This is a genomic window from Lujinxingia litoralis (genome assembly GCF_003260125.1).
GTDB classification, from domain to species: Bacteria; Myxococcota_A; Bradymonadia; order Bradymonadales; family Bradymonadaceae; genus Lujinxingia; species Lujinxingia litoralis.
In genome coordinates this window covers 341,629-366,920 of record NZ_QHKO01000005.1, presented here as the reverse complement: position 1 = coordinate 366,920, position 25,292 = coordinate 341,629, and the positions used below count along the sequence as shown (strand labels likewise).

The window sequence follows — 25,292 nt, the reverse complement described above, 5'->3', positions numbered from 1 at the left end:
GGCGCGCCGGAGTGCGCCCGAGCGCCCCGGCGTCAGCGCACGATCGGCAGGGTGAAGAGCGTGGCGCGCCTATCGTCGGTGAGGGGCACGTCGCCCGAGAGTTCCAGGCGCCCGTGGTCTGGGTGGTAGATGCCCAGACGCAGGTGGAAGTCCCCGGGGCGCCAGTCCCGGGGGATGTGGAAGGTGTGTTCATCCACAATGAACTCGCCAGGCTGCCAGCGGTGCAGCGGGTAGAGCCCGCGCACCGGTACGTGGTCCAGGTTGCGGGTCTTATGCGGCCCGTTGCCGTGCACAAAGAGGAGCCAGCCCTCGGGGATGGGCTTGAGCGCTTCAAAGACGTAGGTCACCGTCACCGAGTGCCCCGGGCGCAGTTCGTCTTCGGAGATCGAGTAGCCCCGCAGCCGCGCGACGTCTCCAAAGCGCAGATCGACCGGGTGATCGAGCGGCGGCATCGCGTCGAGGATCTTGCCCTCCATCAGGCTCAGGCTGTGCTCCTCGTGCCAGCGGTTGACCGAGGCGCGCCAGCTGCGCAGCTCCCGGACCCGCAGGTCGTTATCCGTCGATTGCCTCAGCGTGGACTGGCGCTCCAGCGGGTCGGTGCCCAGGTCGAAACGCTCGTCGGGCTGGCTGCCGAAATGGTGGACGTACTTGTCGTCGCCCCGGATGCTGGCCATGCAGCGGCGCTCGTACCAGCAATGGGCGAAGAGGGTGCGCTCGGTCGGCGCCTCCCGCAGATCAAAGCCCGGGTAGTCCCCGTGGAGCTCAAAGCCCAGGAGCGCGGCGATCGTGGGCAAAAGGTCCACCTGGCTCACCGGGGTGTCCAGGCGCCGGGCCAGCTCGGGTTGGCCCGGGGCAAAGAGCATCATGGGGATGTGGAGGCCCTCCTCGTAGATCACGTTGTCGTGCTGGCGACGGCCGTGTTCTCCAAAGCCTTCCCCGTGGTCGCCGACGATCACAAAGAGGGTGTCCTCATAGAGGCCCAGCTCCTTGTACTGCGCCATGACGTTGGCCACGAAGTGGTCCACGTAGCGGATGGTGTTGTGGTAGTCGTTGAGCTCCTCATCCGGGTCAAAATCGTGATGCCCGTAGCGCTCCGGCGCCAGGTAGTCGTGGTGGGGGGTGAGCGTCAAAAAGGTCGTGAAGGTGCGCGCGCCCCGGCGGCCCTTAAGCCAGGAGCGGCCGGGCTCGAGCATGATGTCGTCCTCGTAGCCAAAATAATTGGCCTTCTCAAAGCCGCGGGTGCGCATCTCGTTGACCGGCTTAAAGTGCTGATACCCCATGTTGGCAACGAGCTGACGGCGGCCCTCAAAGTGCTCGGTGGCCGCCTGAAAGAAGGCGCTCTCAAAGCCCTGCTCGTTTAAGAGGTCGGCGAGGCAGCGCGCGGGGATGGCTCCCGGCAGCGCTTCGGTGATCGGCATGGTGAGGCGAGGCTCAATGCCGCAGAGGGTGGCCACGAGAGCCTTGGAGGTATGGGGGACCACGGCGTAGGCGCGCTCGGCGACCAGGCTCTCTTCGGCCAGCTGCGACAGGAAGGGGGTGGTGTCGAGCTCCGGGTTGTAGACCGAGAGCGAGCGGGCGCGGGTCGACTCCAGCACGATCAGCGCGACGTGTCGGGGCGCGTCGGCCCCGGTGGGTTTCAGCGAGGCCTGGTGAAGCGGGGCGCGGGCGACGATGTCGATGTCGCTCTCGTCGGCCAGATCCAGGGCGCTGGTCGTCAGGTGCAGGATGGAGGCGCGCGCAAAGGGGGCGTAGGGCTCAGCCATCGGCGGGGTCAGCGCCAGGGCGCCCAGCGCCATGGCGAGCACCAGGGTGGCGCCGGCCGAAAGCGTGCGCACCCGGGGCGCGTCGGCCGGGGCCGCGGGGACTCGCCGCAGCACGCGGGCCAAAAGCGCGTGGCCCCCGCCAAAATACAGGAGCGCCACACTCAGGAGGCCCAGCGTCTGCAGGGGCACCTCGCTGGAGACGACCGTCCAGGTTTCGCCAAAATGCTGGAGCGAGAAGCGCACCAGGGAGGCGTCGAGCGCCGAGCCCGTCGTCATGTAGAAGTGGTGCGCCACCACCTCCACGCCGGCGATGAGCGCCCCGGTCAGCGAGAGCCCGACCCACGCCAGGCGACGCGCCGCCGGACCGAGGGAGGGGCGCAAAAGCCCGAACCCCAGCGCCACAAAGGCCGCGCCCAAAAAGACTTCGGATTTAAAGAGGTCGAGCGCTCCCAGAATCCCGGCGACCTCGGCGCGTTCGCTCACGCGCAGCGCTTTGAGGACAACCATGAAGAGGAAGAGCGGCAGGCCCAGCGTGTGCAGAAAGCGTTGCTGGACGGCAGAGAGGCGATCCCGATAGTGCAGGAGCATAGGGCTTGAGTCTGGAGGGAGTCAGATGCGAAAGCCCCGGGGCTCAGGAGCGTGCGGGACGTTTGAACCGAGGGTCAGGGCGCGCGACGTGGGCGAGCTACTCGGTCGTGTCGTGTGGGGACATAAGGCCGTCTTCGACAAGGAGACAGGCGCCCCACGCGGATGCCTTGCGCAGGCATCCGGCTATCATTAGGGTGCCGCGCTTTGAGTGCCAATACCCCGAGGAGATGATGTGAATCACCCGCAAGCCCCGCAGACCACGCATGCCATGGTGGAAGTAAAACGCCGCTGGGGGTTGATGGCACTGGTGCTCTTTTGCCTGGGCTTCTCCTGGCTCTTTCTCGACGTCAGCGCGCCCAACGAGCGCACGCGCATCTACCTGACCTGGGCCATGCTGCATGAAGGCACCCTGGCCATCGACGTGCCCATGGAGCGCTTTGGGCGGGTCTTTGATCTGGCGGCGTTTGAGGGGCACTACTACACCGACAAGGCTCCCGGGCTGAGTTTTCTGGCGTTGCCGGTGTACGCGATCGCGATGCTCTTCGGGGCGGGGGAGTGGGAGTTCGAGTCGCTTTTGATGCTCTTTCGCCTGGGCGTGATGCTGCCCCTGGCGGCGCTGGGGATGGTGGCGTTGCGGGGCATCTTAAAGCGTTTGCAGGTCTCCGAAGGGAGCATTGAGCTGGCCACGGTGGCGTGGATGCTGGGGAGCGCGGCGTTTCACTACTCGGGGGCGTTTTTTGGCCACCACGCGGTGGCAGTGGCGCTGCTGGTGGCGCTCTGGCAGCTGGAGCGTGCGCGAGAGCGGGTCGCCGGCGGTGTATCGGAGCTCCGAGGTGGGGTGCTGGCCGCCTTCGGTGCGGGGCTTGCCGCCGGGGTGGCGGGGCTCATCGAGTTTCAGGCGGGCGTGGCCTGCGTGCTGCTGGCCGCCTACGTGGTGTTGGAGCCTGGCTTAAGACGCTGGCCGGTGTGGGTGGGGTTTGGATTGGGGGCGCTCGGCCCGCTTCTGCTCCTGCTCGCCTACAATAACGCGGCCTTCGGGGGCCCCCTGGAACTCTCGTACCACCACCTGGTCAACGACCATCTCAGCGATTTGCACACGCAGGGTGTGGGCGGGGTGACGCTGCCGAAGTGGGAGTATTTTCGGGGTATCGTGCTGAGCATGCATCGGGGGCTTTTGCCCTCGTCGCCCTGGGTGCTGCTGGCGATCCCCGGGGCATACCTGCTCTATCAGCGTCGACCGGCACTCAGCCTGCTGCTCAGCGCGGTGGTGCTGGCCTATCTGGCGGTCGTCTCCAGCGCCAATATGTGGTTTGCGGGCTGGGGCTTTGGTCCGCGCCTGCTGGTGCCCTCGCTGGGGGCCTGGGCGGTGCTGGCCGCCGTGGGCCTGGAGGGCTTCCGGCGCCATTTCGGGGCCGAGCTGCTGGCGCTGGGCCTCATCGTCTGGGGCGTGGTGTACACCCAGCTCGGGGCGGCGACGATGCCCGAGCTGCCGCCCTATTTTACGAACCCCTTGCCCGACATCGTGCTTCCCCTGCTGGGCGCGGGCTACGTCAGCGAAAACGCGCTCTCGCTCGGGCTGGGGTCCGCCTCCCCGTGGACCCTGCTCCCGCTGGTGGTCGGGGTACTGGCGCTCCTGGCGTGGGCCACCACGCGCTGGCTTGTGCCGCGCGGGCTTACGCAGGCGCTCGGAGGGCTCGGACTCGTGCTGATGCTGGTGCTGGGCGGGGTGTGGGGACTGGGGCAGGTCGAGCCCGGGGTGAGTGTGGCCAAACAGGAGAGCTTCATCCGTCTGGTCGAGGGCTGGCGCGATGCAGGGATGGACTCCCGACGCTGAAGCCTCAATCGCCACCCGGTGTTGCCCCGCAAACAGAACATTTGCGTTTGCTCTCCACCCCTTTTTAGGGTCCTCCCATCGCAACGCACCGGTGACTCCGAGCGGGTGGGGTCACGCACCGCGTCGGTCGTGGGGACCGAGGGTTTGAATCTTTGATGTTCACTGAATTCTTTTTGGAGGAGCACCACCATGAGCGAAAAACTCACCCTTCTGGCCACCTGCCCCTCGTGCATGTCGCACGTGCGCGTGGAGCGCGAGGCGCCCGAGGCCGAGTGTCCTTTTTGTGCGACCAAGTTTGGTCCGCAGGCGTCGCGTCAGTCGCGCGGCACAGTTGCACGTCTGGCGCAACGTTCTACCGGGATTGCTGCGGCCTCTGCGCTTAGCCTCACTCTGTTCGGGGCCTGTGGCGGCGAGGACATCGATGATCCTTCGCCGGACGTGGAACAAGAAGACGCTGGTGACGCTGGCGACACCTGGGACGCGCCAGACGATAGCATCATGCAGGATGTGTATGGTGCCCCGGCTGATGTCGACGCCGATTTTGATCAGGATGCCGACGAGAGCGCCGATGCCGACTGAGCCGAAGGCAAGACGCCCGGCGCGGGCGGTACGCCCGGAGGATCTGGAGCGCGGCACGCCGCTGTATTGCGTCTGGGAAATCACCCTGGCCTGCGACCTGGGGTGCCGCCACTGCGGCTCGCGCGCCGGCAAAGCGCGCCCTGATGAGCTGAGCACGAAGGAGTGCCTGGAGGTCGTCGACCAGCTCGCCAAACTCGGCATTCGCGAGGTGACGCTGATCGGCGGGGAGGCCTATCTGCGGGAGGACTGGCCCCAGATCGCCGCCGAGATCACGCGTCAGGGGATGGTCTGCAGCATGACCACCGGCGGGCGTGATTTGAGCGCAAAGCGGGTGGAGCAGGCCGTGGAGTCGGGCATCCGGATCATCTCGGTGTCGCTCGACGGGCTGCAGCAGACCCACGACGCCCTGCGCGGTCGCAAGGGCGCCTTTGAGAGCGCGCTGGCCTCGGCGCGCCGTATCGCCGACTCGCCCATTCGCCTCGGGGTCAACACCCAGATCAACCGCCTCTCGTTGCCGGAGCTCCCGGCCCTGGTCGATGTGCTGGTGGAGCTGGGCATCAACGCCTGGCAGCTGCAGCTGACCGTGCCGATGGGGCGCGCCGCTGATCGCCCCGAGCTCCTCTTGCAGCCCTATGACCTGCTCGAAGTCTTCCCCCTCCTGGCCTACCTCAAGGCCACCAAACTCTCGCCCAGGGGCATCGGGCTCTACCCGGGGAACAACATCGGGTACTTCGGGCCCTACGAGCAGATGCTGCGCTTTCGCGGCGAGGAGGGCGTGCATTGGAGCGGGTGCTCGGCGGGCAAGTGGTCGATTGGGTTGGAGGCGGATGGCAAGATCAAGGGCTGCCCCTCGCTGCCCACCCAGCACTACACCGGTGCCAACGTACGCGACTTGAGCATCGCCGAGACGGTCGCGACCACCCCGGAGCTTAAGTACCTGCGGGAGCGTACCGTCGAAGACCTCTGGGGCTACTGCCGCACCTGTTACTACGCCGCCGAATGCAAAGCGGGCTGCTCCTGGACTTCGCACAGCCTGCTGGGCAAGACCGGCAACAACCCCTACTGCATCCACCGCGCGATGGATTTTGAGCGCCGGGGCCAGCGTGAGCGCGTTGTGAAGGTGGAGGGCGCCAGCGGAAAACCCTTTGATACCGGTCGCTTCGAGATCGTGGTCGAGGAGATGGAGGAGCGCGCTCCCCTGGAGCTGCGCACCATTCTGGGGCGCAGCCAGGAGGAGGTCGCCTCGCTGAGCGGGGACGCGCCGAGCATCTGGAGTCTGGAGCATATTCGCCAGGCCTTAAAAAGGAGCTGAGTCGGGCCGGCGAGCCCGCAGTCGGCTGCTGCTCACAGCGTTATAGAGCGGGGGCAAAAGCCGGTGGGCTCCCGCGTTCTGCTCTTTGTTGGCAAAGCCCGTGGTGCCCTACCTTGCACCGGGCTTCGACCTGCGTTTAGGGTCGGGGCATTCCCACCAATGGCCGCCCTTCACCCCCGGGGGGCAGGCTTGCTTTCGAAAAACATGCGAAGCGCCCGGCGACCCGAGAGCCGAACGACCTGTGGAGCACATGATGACAGACCAGAAAACCTTGCTCGTACCTTGCCCCGGGTGTCAGGCCCATGTGCGGGTTTTTGAGGACATCCCGCGGGGGGGCTGCCCCTTTTGCGGGGTCGAATTTGATCCGGCGCAGGCGCGTCAGGCCCGCGCGCGCGTGGGAGAACTCGCCAGGGGGAGGGCCGCCGGGCTGGCCGCGGCCTCGGCGATGGGCTTGACCTTGTTGACGGCCTGTGAGCATGGCGAGGGCCCCACGACAGAGCCGGACGAAGCGCCTGCGCAGATGCAGGTCCAGGAGCCCTTAGACGCCTCGCCGGCGTCGGCAAACTCGCCGAACGACGCAGCCCCCTCGGGCGATGATGCCTCGGAGGGCGAGTCCACGGACCCGACTCCTGAAGAGGACGACGTGTGGGATGCCCCGCGGGTGGTGGTGGACGAACAACTCTACGGGGCCCCGCCCTTCGACGAAGAAGACCTGGAACTCATGACGGCCCCGGCGCCAGAGGATGGCGAGGCGCGGGAGTCGGAGGGCGACTAAGCCAGGGGATGAAGCGGCCCGCTCATCCGCGACGACAAGCGCGCCAGCGGGCTGCCCATCCCGGCCGGCCCGGCCCCGTTTGCCGCGGGGCACTCCCTACCGCAGGTGCTGCCGATTTCGGCGCGCGCGCGAGCCTTCGAGAGGGCTGTGGCGCGCGTAGGACCGGGGCCTGTGCCAACCCTTGCATCGCCTCTGCGCTCTCTCTAGGCTCCCGCGACTCTGATAGAAGTACTTCTAAGGGGTGAGGGACACAAAGCTTGACCGCGCACTCGCCAGCCCCGGTTTCAGGGGGCTTGCGAGTGGGATGCTTGCCGGCGCGTCGCGGTGGAAGGCCAGAGGTCATGACATGAAACGCGTCGCTCCCTCTCCTACCCGGCAACACAACAATCGACGGCAATGGCTTACTACGCCGTGAGCCAACGTTGACGCCATGTCTGCTGCATTGAGAGCACCCTGAACTGCGTTGCAAACGAAAGCATCGCCTGTGGTTTGCGCCTGGCTCAGGTCACTCTCAATATCGCATCCAAAGGCGTCAACATGGCCTCACGGCGTTATAACGTGAGATGTTGAAGTGAACGATAGCCCGGAAGCGCTGGAGCGTAATTGGCGAAGAAGTCTGCCCTGGCTCGTGGCGATGGCTGCCCCGCTGGTGGTGCTGGGCGTGATGATCTGGCAGCGGCGCTGGACGAGCGACGACGGGTTTATCAACCTGCGCGTGATCGAGAACCTGCTGGCCGGCGCCGGGCCGGTGTTCAACGCTGGCGAGCGCATTGAGGCCTATACCAGCACGCTGTGGGTGGGGATTGTGGCGGTGCTCGGGGGGCTGGGCGTGCGCCTGGAGATCGCGGCGATGGTCGCGGGGTGGGCGCTCTCGGTGGTGGGTCTGGGCTTTGCCCAGTGGGGAGCCCTGGTGCTGGCCGGACGTGCCCGGGAGGGCTTCGGGGGCATCTGGCGCGCGGCGCCCTTGCCGCTGGGGGCGTTGATGTATGCGGTGCTGCCCCCGGCCTGGGATTTTGGGACGTCCGGGCTGGAGACGGGGCTGGCGATCGGCTGGCTGGGGTTCTCTTTTTATCGGGTGGCCCGGGTGGTGGATCACCCCCGGGAGCGCCCGGCCCGGGTGCCCTATGGGACGATGGCGCTGCTGGGCCTGGGGCCCCTGGTGCGGCCGGAGCTCGCGCTCTTTAGCCTGGGGATGATGCTGCCGGTGATCGGCGCCACGCTGCGCGCCCGTGGCTGGCCGAGCGTCAAGGCATCGACGCTCCTCGTGGTGAAGATGGGGGCGGCGATGGGGGCGATTCCCGTGGCCTACCAGATCTTCCGCATGGGGTATTTTGCAGCGATTGTGCCCAATACGGCGATCGCCAAATCGGCCTTTGGCTCGCGCTGGGAGCAGGGGTTTCGCTACGCCGAGAACTTTTTTGGGACCTACGAGCTGGTGCTGCCCCTGGCGGTGGCGCTGGGGTTCTGGCTGCGTCTGGTGATCCAGACGGCTCGAAAGGGCGATGTTCTGCGGCTGTTGGCGCTGGTGATCCCGACCTTCGTGGGGCTCTTCCATTGTGTGTACGTCATGAAGGTAGGCGGGGGCTTTATGCACGGGCGGCTCTTTTTGCCGGCGCTCTTCGGGCTCTTGCTGCCGGTGGCGGCGGTACCCCTGCGTGGGGCAGACCTGCGCGGTCCGGGCCGGAATTCGGGGGCTGGCGTGTGGGTGGGCGCGGTGGGGATGGCACTGGTGGTGGGGTGGGCGGCCTACTGCGGCACCTCGTTGCGCGTTGCGGTCGAAAATGTGCATGGCATCGGCGATGAGCGGGGCTGGTATGCGCGCCTGGCCAGTCACGAGAACCCGGTGCTCCTGGAAGAGTACGAGGCGATGTACTTTATCAAGGAGTCCAAACAGGCCTTGAGCTTTGCCGAGCGGCGCTGCCCCTCGGGTCAGTGGCATGAGGAGGGCGCGCCTCGGGGATGCTCGCCATTTCTCTACGTGAGGAACAAGCACGGGGAGCTGTGGCCCCGTCTGCCGGTCTATACGCTGCGCGAGGACGTGGCGGCCCGGGGGTTCAAAATGGCCCAGATGCGCATCAGCATCGGGATGACCAGTCTCTGGCTGGGGCGAGATGTGTACATGGTCGATCGGGTGGGCCTGGCGAACCCGATTTCGGCGCGCTTGAAGCTGAGGAAGCGCGGTCGGCCGGGCCACGAAAAAATGCTCTCCAACAGCTGGTATGTCGCCCGCTTTGCCGCCCCCACCCCGGGGGAGGACGCCAGCGTGGCGGCGGCTCGCCGCGCCCTGAGCTGCGGAGAGCTCGCGGAGCTGGAGGAGGCGGTGCGGGGAGAGCTGAGCGTGGAGCGCTTCTTCAGCAACATGGCGGCCGCCGCGCGTCTGCATCGGTTGAAGATCGACCCGGATTCCTGGCGGGCTGCGCAGGATTTCTGTGGGGAGCCCGCGCTCTTTGAGGCGCTGGCCGGGGGCCGGGGCGGAGATCCGGCGCGCTGGCAGTGCCCGCAGGGCTACCACCTGAGCGGGTACGCGGTGCGCAGGTCGGAGGATGGCGCGTCGATCGCCGCGATTCGGCCGCGCTGTGAGGGCAGCTCGAAGGGGCTCGCCGGCCGGGTTGAGGGGCCGGAGCTCGGCGGGGCGGGTGGGGCCTGGAAGCGCGTTTCCTGCGAGCCCGGAGAGCGCCTGGTGGGGGTGCACGCTGGCGAGGATCGCTGGCTGCGCAGCGTGGGCGTGGTGTGCGAGGCCGGTGGTACCCGGCGGCAGGCTCCGCGGGTCGGGGAAGGTGGCGAGCCGGTGGAGGCGCGATGCCCGGCTGGCCAGCGCGCGGTGGGGATGGTGGCGCGCACGGGGGCTCTCGTGGATGCGGTGGGTGTGGTGTGCCGAGCGCCCCAGGACGACGCTGACGGCGTCGCTTCGTCGTCGCGGTAGCGGCTGCTACACGCTCCTCCTTGCTCCTTGTCAGGCGCCCCAGGACGAAGCCAGCGGCGTCGTCAGGGATTCGCGGTGGCGCTGCCACAGCTTCATCCCTGCCTCCTTGCTGGGGACTTCGCCCTGGATACGCTCGGGTGTGCCGAGCGCCCCAGGACGACGCTGACGGCGTCGCTTCGTCGTCGCGGTAGCGGCTGCTACACGCTCCTCCTTGCTCCTTGTCAGGCGCCGCCCTGGATGCGCTCGGGTTGGGGGGGCATTTGGGGGAGTTCATTCAAACTCGAGCCCGAGCCCGAGTACGAGCTCGAGTACGAGCCCGAGTACGAGCTCGAGTCCGAGCCCGAGCCCGAGTCCGAGCCCGAGCCCGAGCCCGAGCCCGAGCCCGAGCCCGAGCCCGAGCCCGAGCCCGAGCCCGAGTACGAGCCCGAGTACGAGTACGAGTACGAATACGAGTACGAGCCCGAGCCCGAGCCCGGCTACTCGTTCGCCTTTTCGGCGTCCTTTGCAAAAGGTGTGAGCGCCTGCTCGCGCTCGCGCAGCCACTGCAGGCGCTGGCCGGTGATGTAGCGCAGGATCTCGGCGGTCTCGGGCTCCGCTGGCGCGACGTCGTGCGCGTCAAGGGGGTCGTCTCGCCAGCGGACCAGGCGTCGGACGCCGTTTTTGCGGTCATCAAAATAATAAAAATCATCGGTGCGGGTGCCGATCATCTGAAAGGTCTCCTCGCCGCGTTTGGCCGCCTCGGGGATGTAGAAGAGCGAGTGCAGCACGTCTTTTTGCGGGGGTGTGCCTTCGACCAGGGAGGGGACCAGGGTCTCCCCGAGCCAGTCTTCGTGGGGCGGCAGGTCGAGGAGGTTGGCCAGGGTGGGGAGCAGGTCGATGTGGGCGGCGAGCCCGTCGACGCGCTGGCCGCGACCAAAGGGGGCCTGGATGATCAGGGGGACGTGCAGCGGTCGGGTCAAAACGTTGTAGCCGTGATGGTGGCGCTGGTGGTTGGCGTCGAAGGCCTCGCCATGGTCGGAGGTAAAGACCATCACGTAATCCTCGGGCTCCCAGCGGGCTTCGACCGTCTCGATGAGGCGCTTCCAGCTCTGATCGGCAAACCAGAGCTCGCTCTCAAAGCGTTCCATGTTGCTTTTGCCCTTACCAAAGGTTTTGGCGCCTTCGGGGATCGTGTAGGGGCCGTGGTGGTCGAAGTAATGCACCCAGAGCGCCAGGGGGCGCTCGTCGTCGTGCTCCTCGATGATTTCGATGGCGCGGTCGGTGAGCGCCGGGGAGTTATGGCCCTGCTCGTCGGTGGTTTTGTAGGTCCGGGTATCAAACTCCTCAAAGCCCAGCGCATGGGTGCGCCAGCGCACAAAGTAGCGATCGCCGGGGATGTGCACGGTGCGGTAGCCCGCGTCGCGCAGTAGGGTGCCCAGCGTGACCTCGTCGGCGGGGTAGGGGTAGGGGTGGACGCGGCGGTCGCGCATGCGCATCTGGCTGTTCATCTTACTGGCGATGATCCCGGGCATGGAGAGGCGCGTGGAGGTGCTGGTGGAGAAGGCCGTCTCAAACACGGTGGCGCGCTCGGCCCATGCGGCCAGGTGTGGGGTGGTGTCGCGCTCATAGCCGCCGACGCTGGTGTGCGAAAAGGAGAGGGCGTCGGTGGTCACCAGGATGATGTGGGGGCGGCGGGCGATGCCTTCAGGAGGCGCCACGCGGGAGGGGCCGGGTCCGAAGTCGGCGACGTCGTAGGTGAGGTCGGCGCCGGAGCAGTTCTGGTCGATGCCGTCGTTAGGCGTCTCCAGCTGGTGGGGGCCACGCGAGGGGTCGAAGGGGGCGCAGTCACCGCCGGCGTAGAGCGAGAGGGCGCCGTCGTCGTCGAAGTCCAGCGGTCCGGAGAGCGCGGTGTAGAGGTGGCTGGCCAGCGCGGGCTGGTCGCCAAAGGAGCTGCGCGCGCGCTCCAGCGCGCGGGGCATCAGGAGGGAAAAGAGACTCAGCGCCACGAGCGCGGCGGGCAATGCGCGCAGCAGCGGGGTGTGCAGCCCCGGGCGCGCGCGCAGGAGGACCCAGGAGAGGGGCAGCGCGGCGGCGCCCGCGCACCCGGTGGCGACGTAGCTCCAGGGGAGCACCTTGAGGGCGCCCGGGGCCACCAGGGGCATCAGCATGGCCAAAAGCGCCCCGCCGGCCAGGGCGGCCGGCACCCAGAGGTCGATGCGCAGGAGGAAGCGGCCCCACGCGTACCCCGTCACCATGCGGAGCAGGCGGCGCACCATCAGCACCAGCGGCGCCCCCATCGCCACGATGAAGAGCGCGGCCAGCGCCGAGAGGAGCGCGCTTAGGAGCGCGCTCATCCAGGGCGTGGCAATCCGGCCTTCCAGGCCCAGCGTGACCAGCGTGCTCGCCAGGACCCAGGCGCCCAGGAGCAGGGGCGCACTCAGGAGCCAGGCCACCAGGTTGAGCGGCGCGGGAAGGCGGCCCTCCCACAGGCGCGCCCAGCTTGTGGCGGCCGCCGTGCCCAACGCCGCCGCCAGGAGCACCAGAGGCCCGCCCACCCCCACATGAATCGGGAGCATCCACAGGGCGACCGTCGGCTCGCTCAGGGTGAGTGAGAGCGCCTCCGCGCTCAGCGCACACACGCCGGTCAGGAGCATCGAGAGGAAGGCAACGCGGGAGGTGTTCGAAGGCATAGAGCGACTTAAGGACGGTGGAAAGGTCGTGGCATGAGGCCCTGCGATCTGGGGCGCCTGACATAGCGCAGGAGGGGGGCGCAGGGAAAGCGCGCCCGGTTGCCCCGTTGCCGTCGGGGGGCTCGCGGGTGGCGAGGTGGGAAAGCGCCTTTACCGCCGCGAGGCGTCCCCCGTAGGCTCCAACGTCCGCGATCCACATGAATCATTCCCCCTCGCCAGTGCCTGGCGACCGAAAACACGAGGTACGCGATGAGACGAGCGCTTGCAGTTCAGATGGTGTCGGTGGTGGTTGGTGTGCTCCTGCTGGCGATGAGCGCGCCGGCCGCAGCCCAGCAGGCGCGCTCGGGGCGTCGAGGGTGGACGGCGCCGAAGCGGGCGGAGATCCCGGTGCAGATCGGGGTGGGGCCGGCCGGGGTGATGGTGGGCGCGCCCTCGGTGGCCAGCGGCTACAGCGGGGCGGTGTTCGAGGACCAGCCCCTGCATCTGGGGCTGCGCATCGACCTGGCGGCGGTGATCACCGCTGACCTGGTGCGGGAGCATCCGAAGCTGGTGCCGCGGCAGTACCGCAGCCGGCTAGCTGGCCGCCGGGGAGGTGCGCTACCGCCCCGGGGCCGCAGCTCTTTTGCCTACGGCGGTGTACTTCTCGCCGAAGCTCCAAAACACCGGGATGTACGGGGCGACCTGGTCTTTGCTGGGGGCCGGTCTGGCGCTGAGCCCCAGCCCCTTTCGGGTGAGCCTGGGTGGATCTGTGATCGCCACGGCCTTCTACATGCACTCCGATACGCTCGGCTCACCGACGGTGTTTGTGCGGCCGGGGCTCGATCTCAACCTGGATGTGGAGGTGCAGATCACGCGTGACTTCGGATTAAGCTTTGGGTGGTCGTCGATGATCCACATCCCCCAGGCGGTGGGCGGGCCGGTATGGGCGCTGGCGGGGGATGAGGGGTCGATCTGGCATATCGGGCAATTCTATGTGCAGGGCAACGTGCGCTTCCCCTACACCCGGTACTACCGCTGAGGGGGAAATGTCTTAATATTCGCTAAGTTGAGAAGCTGATGGGCAGTGCGTATGTTCCGTATTTTGGAAATAGTGTGAAAAATTAGTTGAGGATTCGTCTCCCGCTCCTCTACTCTGTCGACTGAATCAACAGACGAAACACGTAAATGGACGATTCAGTGGGACGACGTCGGCGACTATGACGCCGACGTCGTTTGATGTTTGGGTGTCTGGCCGGGAGGACCTGATGTGGCAGAAGTCAGTGGGTTGTTGTGTTGGAATGATGGTGGTTTGCGGGACGAGTCTCGCGTGGGCACAGGAGGGAGGGTTTGACGTTGAGACCTTCGAGCCGATGGCCGGGGCGACGAGCACGACGCTGAACTTGAGTTCGTCGGAAGTGCTCGGGCATCAGCAGTTTGCGGTGGGGATGATGCTGCATATGGCCGATGGGGCGTTAAGGGTCTACGACCAGCAGGCCGGCGAGTTTATTGAAGGGGTGGACTACCAGTTTAAGGGGGAGCTTTTGGCCGGGGTTGGCCTCTGGGATCGCGCCGAGGTGGGGTTGGCGCTGCCGGTGGCGCTGGTGCAGTCGGGCGAAGGGATCAGCGCCGGGACAAACTTCTCGGGCGCCTCGCTGGCGGATCTGCGGTTGATGGCCAAGTACGCGCTCTTGCGCCAGGGCGAAAACAGCCCGGTGGGTCTGGCCTTGCAGGGGCAGGTGTGGGTGCCGGTGGGCGATGAGGCGACGTACAACTCCGATGGAAAGGTGCGCGTGGAGCCCCGGGTGGCCATGGACTGGAGCCATGGCGGCTGGCGAGTGGGCGCGAACCTGGCGTACCGCTATCGCCCCACCCGGGAGGTGTATAACTACGTGGGCACCAGCGCGGTGCGCTGGGGCGTGGGTGGCGAGGCGCCGCTGTGGAAGGACCGCCTGGCGTTTATCACCTCGATTTTTGGAGATGTGGCCACGCAGCAGGTGGAGTTGTCGCGGAACAACCCGGCCGAAGCCCTGGTGGGTCTGCGCTACTACCTGACCCCGGACTTTACGACCGAGGTCGGCGGGGGCGGGGGACTGACGCCGAGCGTGGGTTCTCCGAATTTCCGCGTTTTTGCGAGCGTGATTTTCCGCCCGTCGCAGCCTGTCTCGGAGCTTGAGGAGGGGCCGGTGCTGACCTCGTGTGAGGATGATCCGGAGGGATGTCGTCCCACGGCGGTGGAGATTGTGGAGAAGGAGGAGGTCGTCACCGCTCCTGAGCCCGAACCCGAACCCGAGCCCGAGCCCGAGCCCGAACCGGTGGTGGAGCCCGAGCCGGTGGTGGAGCCCGAGCCTGAGCCCGAACCCGAGGTGGTGGTCGTCCGAGAGCGGACGATCGAGGTCAATGAGAACATCTTCTTCGATACCAATGAAGCGACGATCAAGGCCGAATCGCGGTGGTTGGTCGCCAGGATTGCCGGCGTTTTGCAGGACAATCCCCAGCTTACGCGTATTCGCGTGGAGGGGCATACCGACTCCCGTGCGTCGGAGGCCTACAATCTGCGCCTCTCCGAGCGTCGCGCGGCGGCGGTTGTGAAAGAGCTGATCGGCTTTGGTGTGTCGCCCCAGCGTCTGGTGTCGTTGGGGCTGGGACAAAGCCGTCCGATTGCCAGCAACGAAACGATCGAAGGCATGGCGCGAAACCGACGTGTGGAATTTCACATCGTCTCGGTCGATGGGGAGCCCATTCCCGCCGAGCGCAGCGTGACGATCGAAGAGGACGTCACGCAGGCCGAGTAGTACCCCGTCGTAGGTAAATGCCGCGGTACGAAGTTGAGAATGTTCTAGTGATGCAAGTGTGTAGATGGAGGATGTGATGAGCACGAAACTGGGACGATGGAGTGGATGTCTTGTGACCCTGGTGGCGTTGGTGGCCGGGGTGATGGGGTGTCAGGACGAAACGGGAATGCAAGATCACTGCGATGATCGTTACGTCGTTCAGGGGGGACGCGGGCAGGCTGTGGGGGTGCCGGAGTGCCCGCCCCGGGACGGGCAATGCCTCACGGTGCTGGAGGCCTGCACCGAGGGTGTCTGCGGCGGGGTCGATGATCGCTGCGGCGGGATGGTCAATTGCGGGTCGTGTGAGGGGAGCTGCAATGACGTGGAGCTGGAGTGCGGCGAGCATGGCCAGTGCCAAGATGACGCAGAAGGATTGGCCCAATGTGTGTGTGAGGAGGGGTACGTCGGGCCCTACTGCCTCCCGGAGGATAGCTGCTTGAGCGAGGCTCAGGCCTGCACCGAGGGTGTCTGCGGCGGGGTCGATGACCTCTGCGGCGGGGTTGTGGACTGCGGCGTCTGTGAGGGGAGCTGCGAGGAGGTTGAACTCGACTGTGGCGAGCAGGGCCAGTGCGAAACCAACGACGAGGGGATCGCGGAGTGCGTGTGCGAGGAGGGCTATGAGGGCCTTCGTTGCGGCGAGCCCATCGAGGTCTGTTTGACCCCGGAGCAGGCTTGCACCGAGGGCGTCTGCGGCGGGGTGGATAACGGCTGCGGCGGGGTTGTGGACTGCGGCGTCTGTGAGGGGAGCTGCGAGGAGGTTGAGCTCGACTGTGGCGAGCAGGGCCAGTGCGAAACCAACGACGAGGGGATCGCCGAGTGCGTGTGCGAGCAGGGCTATGAAGGCCTTCGTTGCGACGAGCCCACCGGGACCTGTTTGACCCCGGAGCAGGCTTGCACCGAGGGCGTCTGCGGTGGGGTGGATAACCTCTGCGGCGCGTTCATCGACTGCGGCGTCTGTGAGGGAAGCTGCGAGGAGGTTGAACTCGAGTGTGGCGAGCAGGGCCGGTGCGTGGACGATGAGGAAGGCAACGCGCAGTGCGTCTGTGAGGAAGGACTCGCCGGGCCTGGCTGTGGCGAGTGTGCCGAGGGCTACTTTGATGTCGACGGGACCTGCCGCGCCGACTGCACGGTCTTTGACGCGACGTGCTCCGGTCAGGGCAGCTGCGAGGTGCCCGAGGGCGGCGAGCAGGGCCTGTGCGTCTGTGAGGGCGATCGCATTGGTGATCTCTGCGAGGGGTGCCCCGAAGGTACCCAGGATAACGATGGCGACGGCGTCTGTGAGGTGAGCTGTGAGGAGGCTGCGCTGGCATGTGGTGTCGGCGGGAGCTGCGACGACAGCAGCGGCCAGGCCCAGTGTGCCTGCCGACCGGGCTTTGCCGGTGAGCAATGCGAGAGCTGCGCGGAGGGCTACCAGGATAATAACGATGACGGTGAGTGCCGACTGGGCTGCGATCATCCCACCCAGGCCGCCTGCCCTGAGACTCAGGTCTGCGAGGATAGCTCGGGAATCGCCCAATGCCTGTGCACCGAGGGTGCCCAGTGCGAGACCTGCGATGAGGGCTACGCCCTTCTGAACGGCGCGTGTGTGTTTGCGCCGCAGAACTGCCGCGCGATCCTGGAGCAGAGCCCCGGTGCCGAAGATGGGACCTACGAGCTCTTCTATGAGGGCGACCCGCTTAAGCCCTGGGTTGGCTACTGCGCGGGTATGGAAACGGGAACCCCCGTGGAGTACCTGCCCTTTGTGCGCACCGGACGGTCGCGTAACTTCGCCTCGTACACCAGCCGCCTGCTCTTCTTGCTCGGGGAGTCGGTCCGCACGGTCTTCTCGGCGGTGCGCATCGACCCGGAGACGTTGGTCATCGACATCAACGACTTCACCTTCGCGACGACCACGTCGGTGGGCACGCCGGAGTACATGTCGGTGCCGGTGAGTCAGATGCCCTTCGGTACGGCGGCTACCTGCGGGATTCTCGACGGGACCTCCGGGAACATCGACCTGCGCGGCACGCCCTTCCGGGTGCAGAGTAACTTCTGCTCTTCGAGCCTGCTTCAGGCCAATTTCAGCCGGGATCGTCAGGTCGTGAACCTGAACATCGGTCTGCTGGGCTGCTACTGGATGGCACCGAACCCCTGCCCCTCGGAAGTGCCGATTAACGACTTCGGTGACTCCGATGTGGTGTTGGAGTACCGGGGCTTCTAAGCGGCGGTGAGTTGAGGTCGGTGCGGCGTTTGCGGCATCGACCTCGCCACATCACATCGTAGCTCGAAGCAAACGCGCGCGGCCTCCGGGAGGGGGCGCGCGCGAAAAAGGCAGCACGCTGAGGCGTGCTGCCTTTATTTTTTGGGGGGGAGGGGCGCAGCCCTCAGGTGGCGTTCTTATGGTAGGGGTTTGGCGAGGGGCCCTCGGGCTGGGCGGCCTTGCGGCGAGCCTCGGCATCGGGGTCGAGGCCGGGGGGCCGAGGGATGACCTCGTTGTCGCCGGGCTGGTAGAAGCGCTGGCCCTGCAGGTCTTCGGGCAGGTAGGACTCCCCGGCGACGTAGTTCCCCGAAAAGTTATGGGGGTATTTGTAGCCGCGCCCGTGGCCCAGGTTGGCCATGAGTTTGGTGGGGGCGTTGAGCAGGTGTTTGGGCAGCGGCAGGTTGCCGGAGTGCTGCAGGGCCTTGCGGGCCGCGGCGTAGGTGGTCAGCGCGCTGTTCGATTTGGGAGCGCAGGCTAAATAGATGACGGCCTGAGTCATCGGGAGCACGCCCTCGGGCATGCCCATGAATCGAAAGGCCTCGGCGGCATCCAGGGCCACGCGCAGAGCACCGGGGTCGGCGTTGCCGATGTCTTCGCTGGCGAAGATGACCATGCGCCGCAGGACAAAGAGGGGATCTTCGCCGCCCTCGAGCATGCGGACCATGTAGTAGACGGCGGCATCGGGATCGGAGCCCCGCATGCTTTTGATGAACGCGCTCACCGTGTTGTAGTGGGCGTCGCCGGCCTTGTCGTAGCGGATGACGCGCTGTTGGGCGGCCTCCTCCACATCGGGGTGCTCGATGGTGTGGCTGCCCCTGGCCGCGGCGAAGGTGGCGGCCAGCTCCAGGGTGTTGAGCGCGGCGCGGGCGTCGCCTTCGGCCACGTTGAGGAGGGCACCCAGGGCGTCGTCGCTCAGGGCGTCGTCGGGGAGCCCCAGGCCGCGGGAGGGAGCGACCAGGGCCTGGCGTAAGAGGCTGGTGATGGCCTGATCGTCTAGGGCCTCCAGCACCAGGGTGCGGCAGCGCGAGAGCAGCGCGGCGTTGACCTCGAAGCTGGGGTTCTCGGTGGTGGCGCCGATCAGCGTGACGGTGCCCTGTTCCACGTGGGGTAGAAGGGCGTCTTGCTGGGCCTTGTTGAAGCGGTGGATCTCATCGACGAAGAGCACCGTGGTCTGGCCGAGCATCCGGCGCAGGTCGCCGGCCTGCTCCACGGCCTGGCGGATGTCTTTGACACCGCCGGAGACCGCGGAGAGGGGCGCGAGCTGCGCGCCGACCTCATCGCTTAAGATTCTGGCCAGGGTGGTTTTCCCGCAGCCGGGGGGGCCCCACAAGATCAGGCTGGGGAGGCGTCCCCGGGAGAGCGCGCTGGAGAGGAGTTTGCCCTGGGCCAGCAGGTGGCGCTGGCCGACAAACTCCTCCAGGGAGCTCGGGCGCATGCGCTCGGCCAGGGGTTGCCGGGCGTGGGTGCTACTCATGAGGATGGGGTCGGGGGCAAAAGGAGGGGGGCCGGCGACTCAGAAGCTCTTGGCCGGGGAGATGTTGCCACCGGAGACGGTGGGGAGCTGGCGACCGGCGACGCGGTAGCTCTTGAGCACGCCGTGCTCTTCCATCAGCTTCTTGCGGGTGGCCCGGCAATCGGCGTGGTTAAAGGGAAGCTCCGGGTGCGCCTCGCGCACCTGGGCTTCCAGGTGCTGGGGCAGGTCGATGAACGAGGTCTTATAAGACTCGCACATCGGGCAGTTTTGCTTGGGCTGGCCACCTTCGTAGACGAAGGCACAGTTTTTACAGGTCCAGATCAGGGCCTGCATAAAGGGTTTGTAAGTCGTCACGGCGTCACCTTTAAACGTCAAAAGCGGGTCAATCACAGCGGGGGGACGATGGCGGGGGGCTTTCAGTCCCGGGAAGAGTCGGGTGAGTCTAACCTTGAACGCAGGAAATCGGAAAGGGCCTGCTGCATGGAGTCGGGCATCCGGGCGATGAGGACCTTTTTGCAGGCGGGGCCGGTGTTTTTGTAGCGCTGCAAAAAGTCGACGCAGGGCGGACAGTACGCCAGGTGCTCTTCGAGGTGGGCGCGCTCTTCTTCTTCGAGGTCGCCTTCGAGGTAGTCGGTCAAAAGATCGACGAGCTTCTGACATTTCATAAGTCGACTCCAGGTCCAGGTTCCGGTGGCATCGCCGGGGCGGGCGCGACCGGGGGGCGCTGATGTCGGGGCATCCCGGTCGCGCCCCCCGTTTTGATGGGGCGATGTTAGCTTTCCAGGTACTTGTCGAGGAAGATGCCGAGTTTTTCGCGGGCCTCTTCGGGGATGGCCTCTTTCGGGGTCATGATGCCGTATTGCAGGGCGCGGCTGGCGTCGCATTCCTCTTCGCGCTCCAGGGGAATGGCCGGGATGACGCGTTGGAGGATGCGGCGCACGTTGGCGATGTTCTGCTTGAGGATGGCCATCACGTTGGTAACGTCGACCTCGTCCTCATCCTTCCAGCAGTCGTAATCGGTGGCCAGAGCGATGGTGGCGTAGCAGAGTTCGGCCTCGCGTGCCAGGCGCGCCTCCGGCATGGCGGTCATGCCGATGAGGGAGGCGCCCCAGGAGCGGTGGAGTTCGCTTTCGGCGCGGGTGCTAAAGGCGGGGCCTTCCATGCAGACGTAGGTGCCGTCTTCATGAAGGGGGAGATCTTCCTGGCGCACCGCGTCGATGAGGACCTGGCGCAGCATCGGGTCGAAGGGGTGGGTCAGGTTGATGTGCACCGCGAGTTCCTCGAAGAGGGTGTTGGCGCGGCGGTAGGTCTTGTCGATGATGTTGTCGGGGATGACGACATGCCCCGGGACGATGTCTTCCTGAAGCGAGCCCACGGCGCTGACGGTCACGACCCAGAAGACGCCCAGGCTTTTGAGCGCCCAGATGTTGGCGCGGTAGGGCACGGTGGAGGGGTTGAACTGGTGGTGCTTGCCATGGCGAGGCAAGAAGGCCACGCGGCGATCGCCGAGCTGCCCGATGAGGATCGGGGCGCTGGGCATGCCGAAGGGAGTCTCGATGGTGCGCTCTTCGAGGATCTCGAGGCCGTCGAGGTCGTAGAGGCCGCTGCCGCCGATGATGGCGATGGGGACGCGAGGGTCGGAGGTGCCCATAGCTAAACGCTCCTTGAAGTCGGTGGTGGTCGCGCTCCGCGGGGCTCCAAAAGAGCGTCTGGGGGCTGCGCGCACCGTCAGTCAGATGCAAGGCGCCGGGGGCGCGTTTCAAGAAAAGGTTGCGGGAGGCCTGGGCAAAGGCCAGACGCACCACGGCGACCGGTCTGCGCTCGGGAGGGAGGCAGGCGGTCGCCGTGGAGTCATAACAGAAAAGTCGCGCTTTGCCAGCGTTGCCGGGGGGGCGGATGTCAGCGGGCGTAGCGCTCGGAGCTGTTCACGAACTGGCAGATCGAGGCGACGATGGCGCCGGTGCGGATGACCTCGTCGATCTGTTCGCGGGTGATGTCCAGGCTGACGGCCTCCTGGATATGGCCGGAGACGCAGCTGGGGCAGCCGTTGGCGGTGCTGATCATCAGGTTGACCAGCTCGGCGAAGGCTTTGCCCATGGTCGGGCGCATGAAGAGGGAGGCGCGCAGCCCGGGGTTGAGGCCTTCAAAGGCGTCGGTCGCGGCCAGGGAGCGGAACTTGTAGTAGAGGTTAAACGAGGTGGAGGTGGCGGCGATGCCCAGGGCCTCGTGGATCTGCTCATCGGTGAAGCCCAGGCCGCGGGCGCGCTCGGCGAAGAAAGTGGCCACGTCGCGGTTGCCGTGGTGGGCGGCGGCCACCGCCGCCAGGAGCACGCGGGTCTTGGCCTGGAGTGCGCCCTCGGAGAAGACGCCCTTGTCCAGGTTCATGAAGACGTCTTTGAGGAAGAGGGGGGCATTGGCGAGCACGCGCAGCCAGTCGGGGGCGTCGCCCTCAATGTTGAGTTTGGTGAGGGCGCGCGCGAAGACCTTTTTCTGGTCATCGTTCATCTGATCGTCGGTGAGGACGGGAAGCCAGCTCATGGTTCCTCCGGGAGGGTCTTGGGGGGGCTCGGGATGGCGAGGGGGGCTCGGCGTCGGGGCAGGTCAGGGCGCGCCCCATCGTAATGGCGAGGGGGCCGAAGGCAAGTCCGCCCGAGGGGGAGGCGTCGGGCCCAACTAAAAAGCGGGGCGGCCTGTGAAGGCCGCCCCGCTTTAGCGCGGCTCAATGGCACGCGGACAGGGATCAGAGCTGGATGGTGTCCTGGCCCTTCTCCCAGCCGCAGGCGCAGAGCTCATCGGTCTGCAGGGCGTCGAGCACGCGCAGGGTCTCGGTGACGCTGCGGCCGACGCTGCGGTCGTTGATGTTGAGGAAGCGCACGTTGCCCTCGGGATCGATGATGAAGGTGCCACGCTCGGCCACGCCGTCGCCCTCGTGAAGCACGCCGTAATCGGCGGCCATCTTCTTGGTGACGTCGGCGAAGAGCGGGTACTTCAGGTCGCCCAGGTCGTCGTGGCTCTTGACCCAGCCCAGGTGGCTGTAGGCGGTGTCGGTGGAGCCGCCCAGCACCACGGTGTCGCGGTCTTCGAATTCGTCGATGGCGTTGTTGAATTCCACCAGTTCGGTGGGGCAGACGAAGGTGAAGTCCATCGGGTAGAAGAAGAGCACGACCCACTGGCCGGCGTAGTCCGAGAGGCTGATCTCTTTGATCTCACGGCCCACGAGGGCGGCGGTGGTGAATTCGGGGGCCTTTTGTCCGAGCTTAAGCATGATGCGACTCCGGTGCGTCAAGACGTGAGTAATGCGGGCTTCTGAGCCCCGGCCCATCGGGGCGGGGGCGCCAATGAGGCCCTACAGTAGGGGCGGCGCCGGGAGTGTCAACCCTCCGTATGGGGAAGGTCGGGGGCGGTGGCAAGCGCGGGGAAGAAGGGGCGCAAAAGTGGGGCCGGGTTCTGCAGGAGAGGCTTGCACCGGGCCGGCACCGGGGCTAAGGCTGTGGGCTGCCAATTGACGTGTGTAATCCACGTACTCTGACCCAGGACGAGGCCTTTTTATGACGCATCTGCCGCTGACCCATCTCTCTGAGGATGAAACGATCTTTCGCGACGCCGTGGCGTCCTTTGCCCGCAGCGCCATCGCTCCCAAAGTGCATGCGATGGACAAGGCTCAGCAGCTCGATCAGGCGTTGATCAAGCAGTGCTTTGAGATGGGGCTGATGGGCATCGAGGTGCCCGAGGAGTACGGCGGGGCGGGAAGCTCGATCATGACCGCGATCCTGGCGATCGAGGCGCTGGCGTCGGTGGACCCCAGCGTGTCGGTGTTTGTCGATGTGCAGAACACGCTGGTCAATAACGCGATTCTGCGCTGGGCCAGCGATGAGCTCAAGGCGAAGTACTTCCCGAAGATGACCTCGGAGTGGGTGGGGAGCTACGCGCTGAGCGAGTCGGGCAGCGGCTCGGATGCGTTTGCCCTGCAGACCCGGGCTGTCGATAAGGGCGATCACTGGGAGCTCAACGGCTCCAAGCTCTGGATCACCAACGGGGCCGAGGCCAACCTCTACATCGTGTTTGCCAACGTGGCGCCGGAAGAGGGCTACCGGGGCATCACGGCGTTTCTGGTGGAGCGGGAGTTTGAGGGCTTTGCCGTCGGCAAGAAGGAAGACAAGCTGGGGATTCGCGCGTCGTCGACCGTGGAGCTGCTCTTTGAGAAGTGCAAGGTGCCCAAGGAGAACGTGCTCGGTGAGGTGGGCAAGGGCTACAAGGTGGCCATTGAGACGCTCAACGAGGGGCGCATCGGCATCGGCGCGCAGATGGTGGGGCTGGCCCAGGGAGCGTTGGACGCGGCGCTGGCCTACGTTCAGGAACGCGAGCAGTTCGGCACCGCGATTGCGAGCTTCCAGGGCGTACAGTTCCAGCTGGCGCAGATGGCCACCGAGGTCGAGGCGGCTCGACTGATGGTGTACAACGCCGCTCGCCTCAAAGATGCCGGGCTGCCCTTTGTAAAGGAGAGCGCGATGGCCAAACTCTACAGCAGCCAGGTCGCCGAGCGGGTCTCCTCGAAGTCGCTGGAGCTCTTCGGGGGCGTGGGCTTTACCACCGAATACCCGGCCGAGAAGTTCTTCCGCGATGCGAAGATCGGGGCGATTTACGAGGGAACCTCCAACATGCAGCTGCAGACGATCGCGAAGATGTTGCTGCGCTGAGGCGATGTGGGGGGGAGTGAGAAGGTAGGAAAGTAGAAGCGCCCCGGGAGTTGTCCCGGGGCGCTTTTTTGTGGTGCGAGGTGGGGGGGCGGATTAGCGGGCGAAGCCGCGGACGGCCTGGCTCTCGGCGTCGTGCATGGGAGAGAGCCAGCTGTATTCGAAGAGGTAGCCGAAGGTTTCGATGTGGCGGCGCGCCTCCTCGGGGGTTTTGCCCCAGGCGTAGACGCCGTGGTTGCGCAGGTTGATGCCGGGGATCTTCGGGGAGAAGTCATCGCTGTCGAGGAAGTCGGCCACGGTCTGCGCCAGCTCCTTGAGATCGTGGTGGTTTTCGACGATGGGGATGCGGGCCGAGGCGTCGGGCTCCCAGAGCCCCAGGCCTTTGATCATCTCGACATCGGCGATGTAGGTGTAGCCCTGTTTGAAGTCGCGTTTGCCGCAGAGGGCGGCGTGGAGGTGGTGCACGTGGTAGATCGCGCCGACTTCGGGCAGGGCGCGGTAGATGGCCATGTGGACGCCGGTTTCGGCCGAGGGTCTGGGGGCGTCTTTGTGGGTGGGCTGGCCGTCGGGATCGACGGTCAAAAAATCGTCGGGGGTGAGCGAGCCTTTGGAGCGGCCGCTGGCGGTGATCAGCGCCTCCTGGGAGGAGAGACGCGCGCTGAGGTTGCCGCTGGTGCCGTGGAGCCAGCCAAAGCGGTAGAAGTCACGGGCGGCGGCGAGCATGGCCTGGGCGGCGGCGTCGCGAGAGGGCAGGGGGGAGTCGGACATAGAGGCCTCGGCGTCAGGGGCAAGGGGGCGAAGTCAGCGAGTGCAAGGCGAAGGTGATCCCGGGGAGGGCCCGGGGCAACCTCGGGTGGGACGGAGCCGCCGGGTGGGGGCTCGGCACCCGGGAGTATCGGAGCGGGGGAGGGGCAAGACAATCGAAAACACCCCTGGGGCGCAGGCGGGTGCCGCCGTGGCGAGTGGGGCGGCGAGGGCGGTCGCCATGTCCTTGTCAGGGCTAGAGCTTTACGGTAGGAAAAACGGGCCGGAATGGTCCGGTTTCATTGCTTTAAGGGAGCCGTCGCGATGTCCGATAACCAGCGAACGAACCCGTTTGACCGCGATTCCAAGACCGACACTCGTCTCGACGACCTGTCGACCAAGGGCTACCTGGTGGTAGTGACCCGCGCGTTTGGTCCGACCGGAGAAGATATCATCGCCCATGATGGCCCGCGCTTCAGTGGCGAGCCCGGGGTGCGTATTCGGGTCAAGCAGGGAGAGCTTGAAGAAGATGTGGTGCTCAGCCCTTTTCATGGGGACTCGAGCAAGAGCTACAGTGAGCCCTTTGAGAGCGGAAAGCCCTGCGAGCTCTTCTGCCCGGTGTCGGGCGCCCCGCTGGATCGCATCCCCGGGATGTCGACGGAGGAAGGCGGCGACTTTTACGCGGTCTACCTCACCGAAAAGCTGGGCCGTGGCGAGTTGGTCGCGGTGAACAACATCTGGGGCAACGCCAGCTCGCAGATGATGAGCGAAGATGACATGTTGATGCGCCTGGCCGACGTGGAAGACGACGCCAGAGATTGACACGTTTGCCGGTGCGATGCCGGCATTTGAACAAGGCGCGCTCGCTCTGGCGAGCGCGCCGGCTGT

20 protein-coding genes are annotated in these 25,292 nt (G+C 66.3%); 11 read left to right on the top strand and 9 right to left on the bottom strand.

Translation table 11 applies throughout. The annotated features are described in order from the left end of the window. Nucleotides 1–32 precede the first annotated feature (32 nt). On the bottom strand, nucleotides 33–2,351 hold the full coding sequence (locus tag DL240_RS12965) for an LTA synthase family protein (protein WP_111730321.1): 2,319 nt from the start codon (nucleotides 2,349–2,351) through the stop codon (nucleotides 33–35). Nucleotides 2,352–2,583: 232 nt separating this feature from the next. On the opposite strand from DL240_RS12965, the gene DL240_RS12960 reads away from it, so the two are divergent. The 6 genes from DL240_RS12960 to DL240_RS20005 all read left to right on the top strand — a co-directional run bounded on the left by DL240_RS12960 (nucleotide 2,584) and on the right by DL240_RS20005 (nucleotide 10,341). Next, on the top strand, nucleotides 2,584–4,185 hold the full coding sequence (locus DL240_RS12960; protein ID WP_111730320.1) for a hypothetical protein: 1,602 nt from the start codon (nucleotides 2,584–2,586) through the stop codon (nucleotides 4,183–4,185). 189 nt (nucleotides 4,186–4,374) lie between these two features. Beyond that, nucleotides 4,375–4,764: a hypothetical protein gene (locus DL240_RS20010; RefSeq protein ID WP_158542554.1), complete on the top strand. Its 390-nt coding sequence runs from the start codon at nucleotides 4,375–4,377 to the stop codon at nucleotides 4,762–4,764. Beyond that, entirely contained in the window at nucleotides 4,754–6,076 is a 1,323-nt protein-coding gene (locus DL240_RS12955; RefSeq protein WP_158542553.1) for a radical SAM/SPASM domain-containing protein, read from the top strand. The genes DL240_RS20010 and DL240_RS12955 overlap by 11 nt, the downstream gene beginning before the upstream one ends. A 253-nt stretch (nucleotides 6,077–6,329) precedes the next feature. Next, nucleotides 6,330–6,851 (top strand): hypothetical protein, encoded by a 522-nt coding sequence (locus tag DL240_RS12950; protein ID WP_111730318.1) that lies wholly within the window; start codon nucleotides 6,330–6,332, stop codon nucleotides 6,849–6,851. Between the two features lie 571 nt (nucleotides 6,852–7,422). Then, nucleotides 7,423–9,774: an arabinofuranosyltransferase AftB family protein gene (locus DL240_RS12945; RefSeq protein WP_146618284.1), complete on the top strand. Its 2,352-nt coding sequence runs from the start codon at nucleotides 7,423–7,425 to the stop codon at nucleotides 9,772–9,774. 75 nt (nucleotides 9,775–9,849) lie between these two features. Further along, nucleotides 9,850–10,341 (top strand): hypothetical protein, encoded by a 492-nt coding sequence (locus DL240_RS20005; RefSeq protein ID WP_158542552.1) that lies wholly within the window; start codon nucleotides 9,850–9,852, stop codon nucleotides 10,339–10,341. On the opposite strand, the gene DL240_RS12935 is transcribed toward DL240_RS20005, so the two are convergent. Then, a complete protein-coding gene (locus DL240_RS12935; RefSeq protein ID WP_111730315.1) occupies nucleotides 10,251–12,443 on the bottom strand; it encodes a sulfatase-like hydrolase/transferase in 2,193 nt (730 codons plus the stop codon). The two genes, DL240_RS20005 and DL240_RS12935, sit on opposite strands and share 91 nt — an antisense overlap. A 622-nt stretch (nucleotides 12,444–13,065) precedes the next feature. Here DL240_RS12935 and DL240_RS12930 point away from each other — a divergent pair. The 3 genes from DL240_RS12930 to DL240_RS12920 all read left to right on the top strand — a co-directional run bounded on the left by DL240_RS12930 (nucleotide 13,066) and on the right by DL240_RS12920 (nucleotide 17,453). After that, nucleotides 13,066–13,461 (top strand): hypothetical protein, encoded by a 396-nt coding sequence (locus tag DL240_RS12930; protein ID WP_158542551.1) that lies wholly within the window; start codon nucleotides 13,066–13,068, stop codon nucleotides 13,459–13,461. Nucleotides 13,462–13,687: 226 nt separating this feature from the next. Continuing rightward, entirely contained in the window at nucleotides 13,688–15,214 is a 1,527-nt protein-coding gene (locus DL240_RS12925; RefSeq protein WP_146618282.1) for an OmpA family protein, read from the top strand. 76 nt (nucleotides 15,215–15,290) lie between these two features. Further along, nucleotides 15,291–17,453: a hypothetical protein gene (locus tag DL240_RS12920; RefSeq protein WP_146618281.1), complete on the top strand. Its 2,163-nt coding sequence runs from the start codon at nucleotides 15,291–15,293 to the stop codon at nucleotides 17,451–17,453. 163 nt (nucleotides 17,454–17,616) lie between these two features. On the opposite strand, the gene DL240_RS12915 is transcribed toward DL240_RS12920, so the two are convergent. The 6 genes from DL240_RS12915 to DL240_RS12890 all read right to left on the bottom strand — a co-directional run bounded on the left by DL240_RS12915 (nucleotide 17,617) and on the right by DL240_RS12890 (nucleotide 22,231). Then, complete coding sequence (locus tag DL240_RS12915) at nucleotides 17,617–18,966, bottom strand: replication-associated recombination protein A (RefSeq protein ID WP_111730311.1); 1,350 nt, start codon at nucleotides 18,964–18,966, stop codon at nucleotides 17,617–17,619. A 39-nt stretch (nucleotides 18,967–19,005) separates the two neighbouring features. Next, nucleotides 19,006–19,320, bottom strand: coding sequence for a rubredoxin-like domain-containing protein (locus DL240_RS12910; RefSeq protein ID WP_146618280.1), 315 nt, complete (start codon nucleotides 19,318–19,320; stop codon nucleotides 19,006–19,008). 62 nt (nucleotides 19,321–19,382) lie between these two features. Continuing rightward, complete coding sequence (locus DL240_RS20000) at nucleotides 19,383–19,631, bottom strand: zf-HC2 domain-containing protein (protein ID WP_158542550.1); 249 nt, start codon at nucleotides 19,629–19,631, stop codon at nucleotides 19,383–19,385. A gap of 107 nt (nucleotides 19,632–19,738) precedes the next feature. Continuing rightward, complete coding sequence (mtnP, locus tag DL240_RS12900) at nucleotides 19,739–20,617, bottom strand: S-methyl-5'-thioadenosine phosphorylase (protein WP_111730308.1); 879 nt, start codon at nucleotides 20,615–20,617, stop codon at nucleotides 19,739–19,741. 248 nt (nucleotides 20,618–20,865) lie between these two features. Further along, nucleotides 20,866–21,504, bottom strand: coding sequence for a carboxymuconolactone decarboxylase family protein (locus tag DL240_RS12895; RefSeq protein ID WP_111730307.1), 639 nt, complete (start codon nucleotides 21,502–21,504; stop codon nucleotides 20,866–20,868). Nucleotides 21,505–21,706: 202 nt separating this feature from the next. After that, nucleotides 21,707–22,231 (bottom strand): peroxiredoxin, encoded by a 525-nt coding sequence (locus DL240_RS12890; protein WP_111730306.1) that lies wholly within the window; start codon nucleotides 22,229–22,231, stop codon nucleotides 21,707–21,709. Nucleotides 22,232–22,514: 283 nt separating this feature from the next. Between DL240_RS12890 and DL240_RS12885 the strand changes: the two genes are divergently transcribed. Next, on the top strand, nucleotides 22,515–23,663 hold the full coding sequence (locus DL240_RS12885; protein ID WP_111730305.1) for an acyl-CoA dehydrogenase: 1,149 nt from the start codon (nucleotides 22,515–22,517) through the stop codon (nucleotides 23,661–23,663). A gap of 93 nt (nucleotides 23,664–23,756) precedes the next feature. Here DL240_RS12885 and mtnB read toward each other — a convergent pair whose 3' ends face one another. Then, nucleotides 23,757–24,428 (bottom strand): methylthioribulose 1-phosphate dehydratase, encoded by a 672-nt coding sequence (mtnB, locus tag DL240_RS12880; RefSeq protein WP_111730304.1) that lies wholly within the window; start codon nucleotides 24,426–24,428, stop codon nucleotides 23,757–23,759. Nucleotides 24,429–24,728: 300 nt separating this feature from the next. On the opposite strand from mtnB, the gene DL240_RS12875 reads away from it, so the two are divergent. Next, complete coding sequence (locus tag DL240_RS12875; protein ID WP_111730303.1) at nucleotides 24,729–25,226, top strand: hypothetical protein; 498 nt, start codon at nucleotides 24,729–24,731, stop codon at nucleotides 25,224–25,226. Nucleotides 25,227–25,292 lie beyond the last annotated feature (66 nt).

Coding starts and splice junctions, on each gene's coding strand:
- DL240_RS20010 (WP_158542554.1), top strand. CDS start 4,375: ATGAGCGAAAAACTCACCCTTCTGGCCACCTGCCCCTCGTGCATGTCG.
- mtnP (WP_111730308.1), bottom strand. CDS start 20,617: ATGGGCACCTCCGACCCTCGCGTCCCCATCGCCATCATCGGCGGCAGC.
- DL240_RS12955 (WP_158542553.1), top strand. CDS start 4,754: ATGCCGACTGAGCCGAAGGCAAGACGCCCGGCGCGGGCGGTACGCCCG.
- DL240_RS12925 (WP_146618282.1), top strand. CDS start 13,688: ATGTGGCAGAAGTCAGTGGGTTGTTGTGTTGGAATGATGGTGGTTTGC.
- DL240_RS12895 (WP_111730307.1), bottom strand. CDS start 21,504: ATGAGCTGGCTTCCCGTCCTCACCGACGATCAGATGAACGATGACCAG.
- DL240_RS12915 (WP_111730311.1), bottom strand. CDS start 18,966: ATGAGTAGCACCCACGCCCGGCAACCCCTGGCCGAGCGCATGCGCCCG.
- DL240_RS12935 (WP_111730315.1), bottom strand. CDS start 12,443: ATGCCTTCGAACACCTCCCGCGTTGCCTTCCTCTCGATGCTCCTGACC.
- DL240_RS12875 (WP_111730303.1), top strand. CDS start 24,729: ATGTCCGATAACCAGCGAACGAACCCGTTTGACCGCGATTCCAAGACC.
- DL240_RS12950 (WP_111730318.1), top strand. CDS start 6,330: ATGACAGACCAGAAAACCTTGCTCGTACCTTGCCCCGGGTGTCAGGCC.
- DL240_RS12885 (WP_111730305.1), top strand. CDS start 22,515: ATGACGCATCTGCCGCTGACCCATCTCTCTGAGGATGAAACGATCTTT.
- DL240_RS12965 (WP_111730321.1), bottom strand. CDS start 2,351: ATGCTCCTGCACTATCGGGATCGCCTCTCTGCCGTCCAGCAACGCTTT.
- DL240_RS20000 (WP_158542550.1), bottom strand. CDS start 19,631: ATGAAATGTCAGAAGCTCGTCGATCTTTTGACCGACTACCTCGAAGGC.
- mtnB (WP_111730304.1), bottom strand. CDS start 24,428: ATGTCCGACTCCCCCCTGCCCTCTCGCGACGCCGCCGCCCAGGCCATG.
- DL240_RS12890 (WP_111730306.1), bottom strand. CDS start 22,231: ATGCTTAAGCTCGGACAAAAGGCCCCCGAATTCACCACCGCCGCCCTC.
- DL240_RS12920 (WP_146618281.1), top strand. CDS start 15,291: ATGAGCACGAAACTGGGACGATGGAGTGGATGTCTTGTGACCCTGGTG.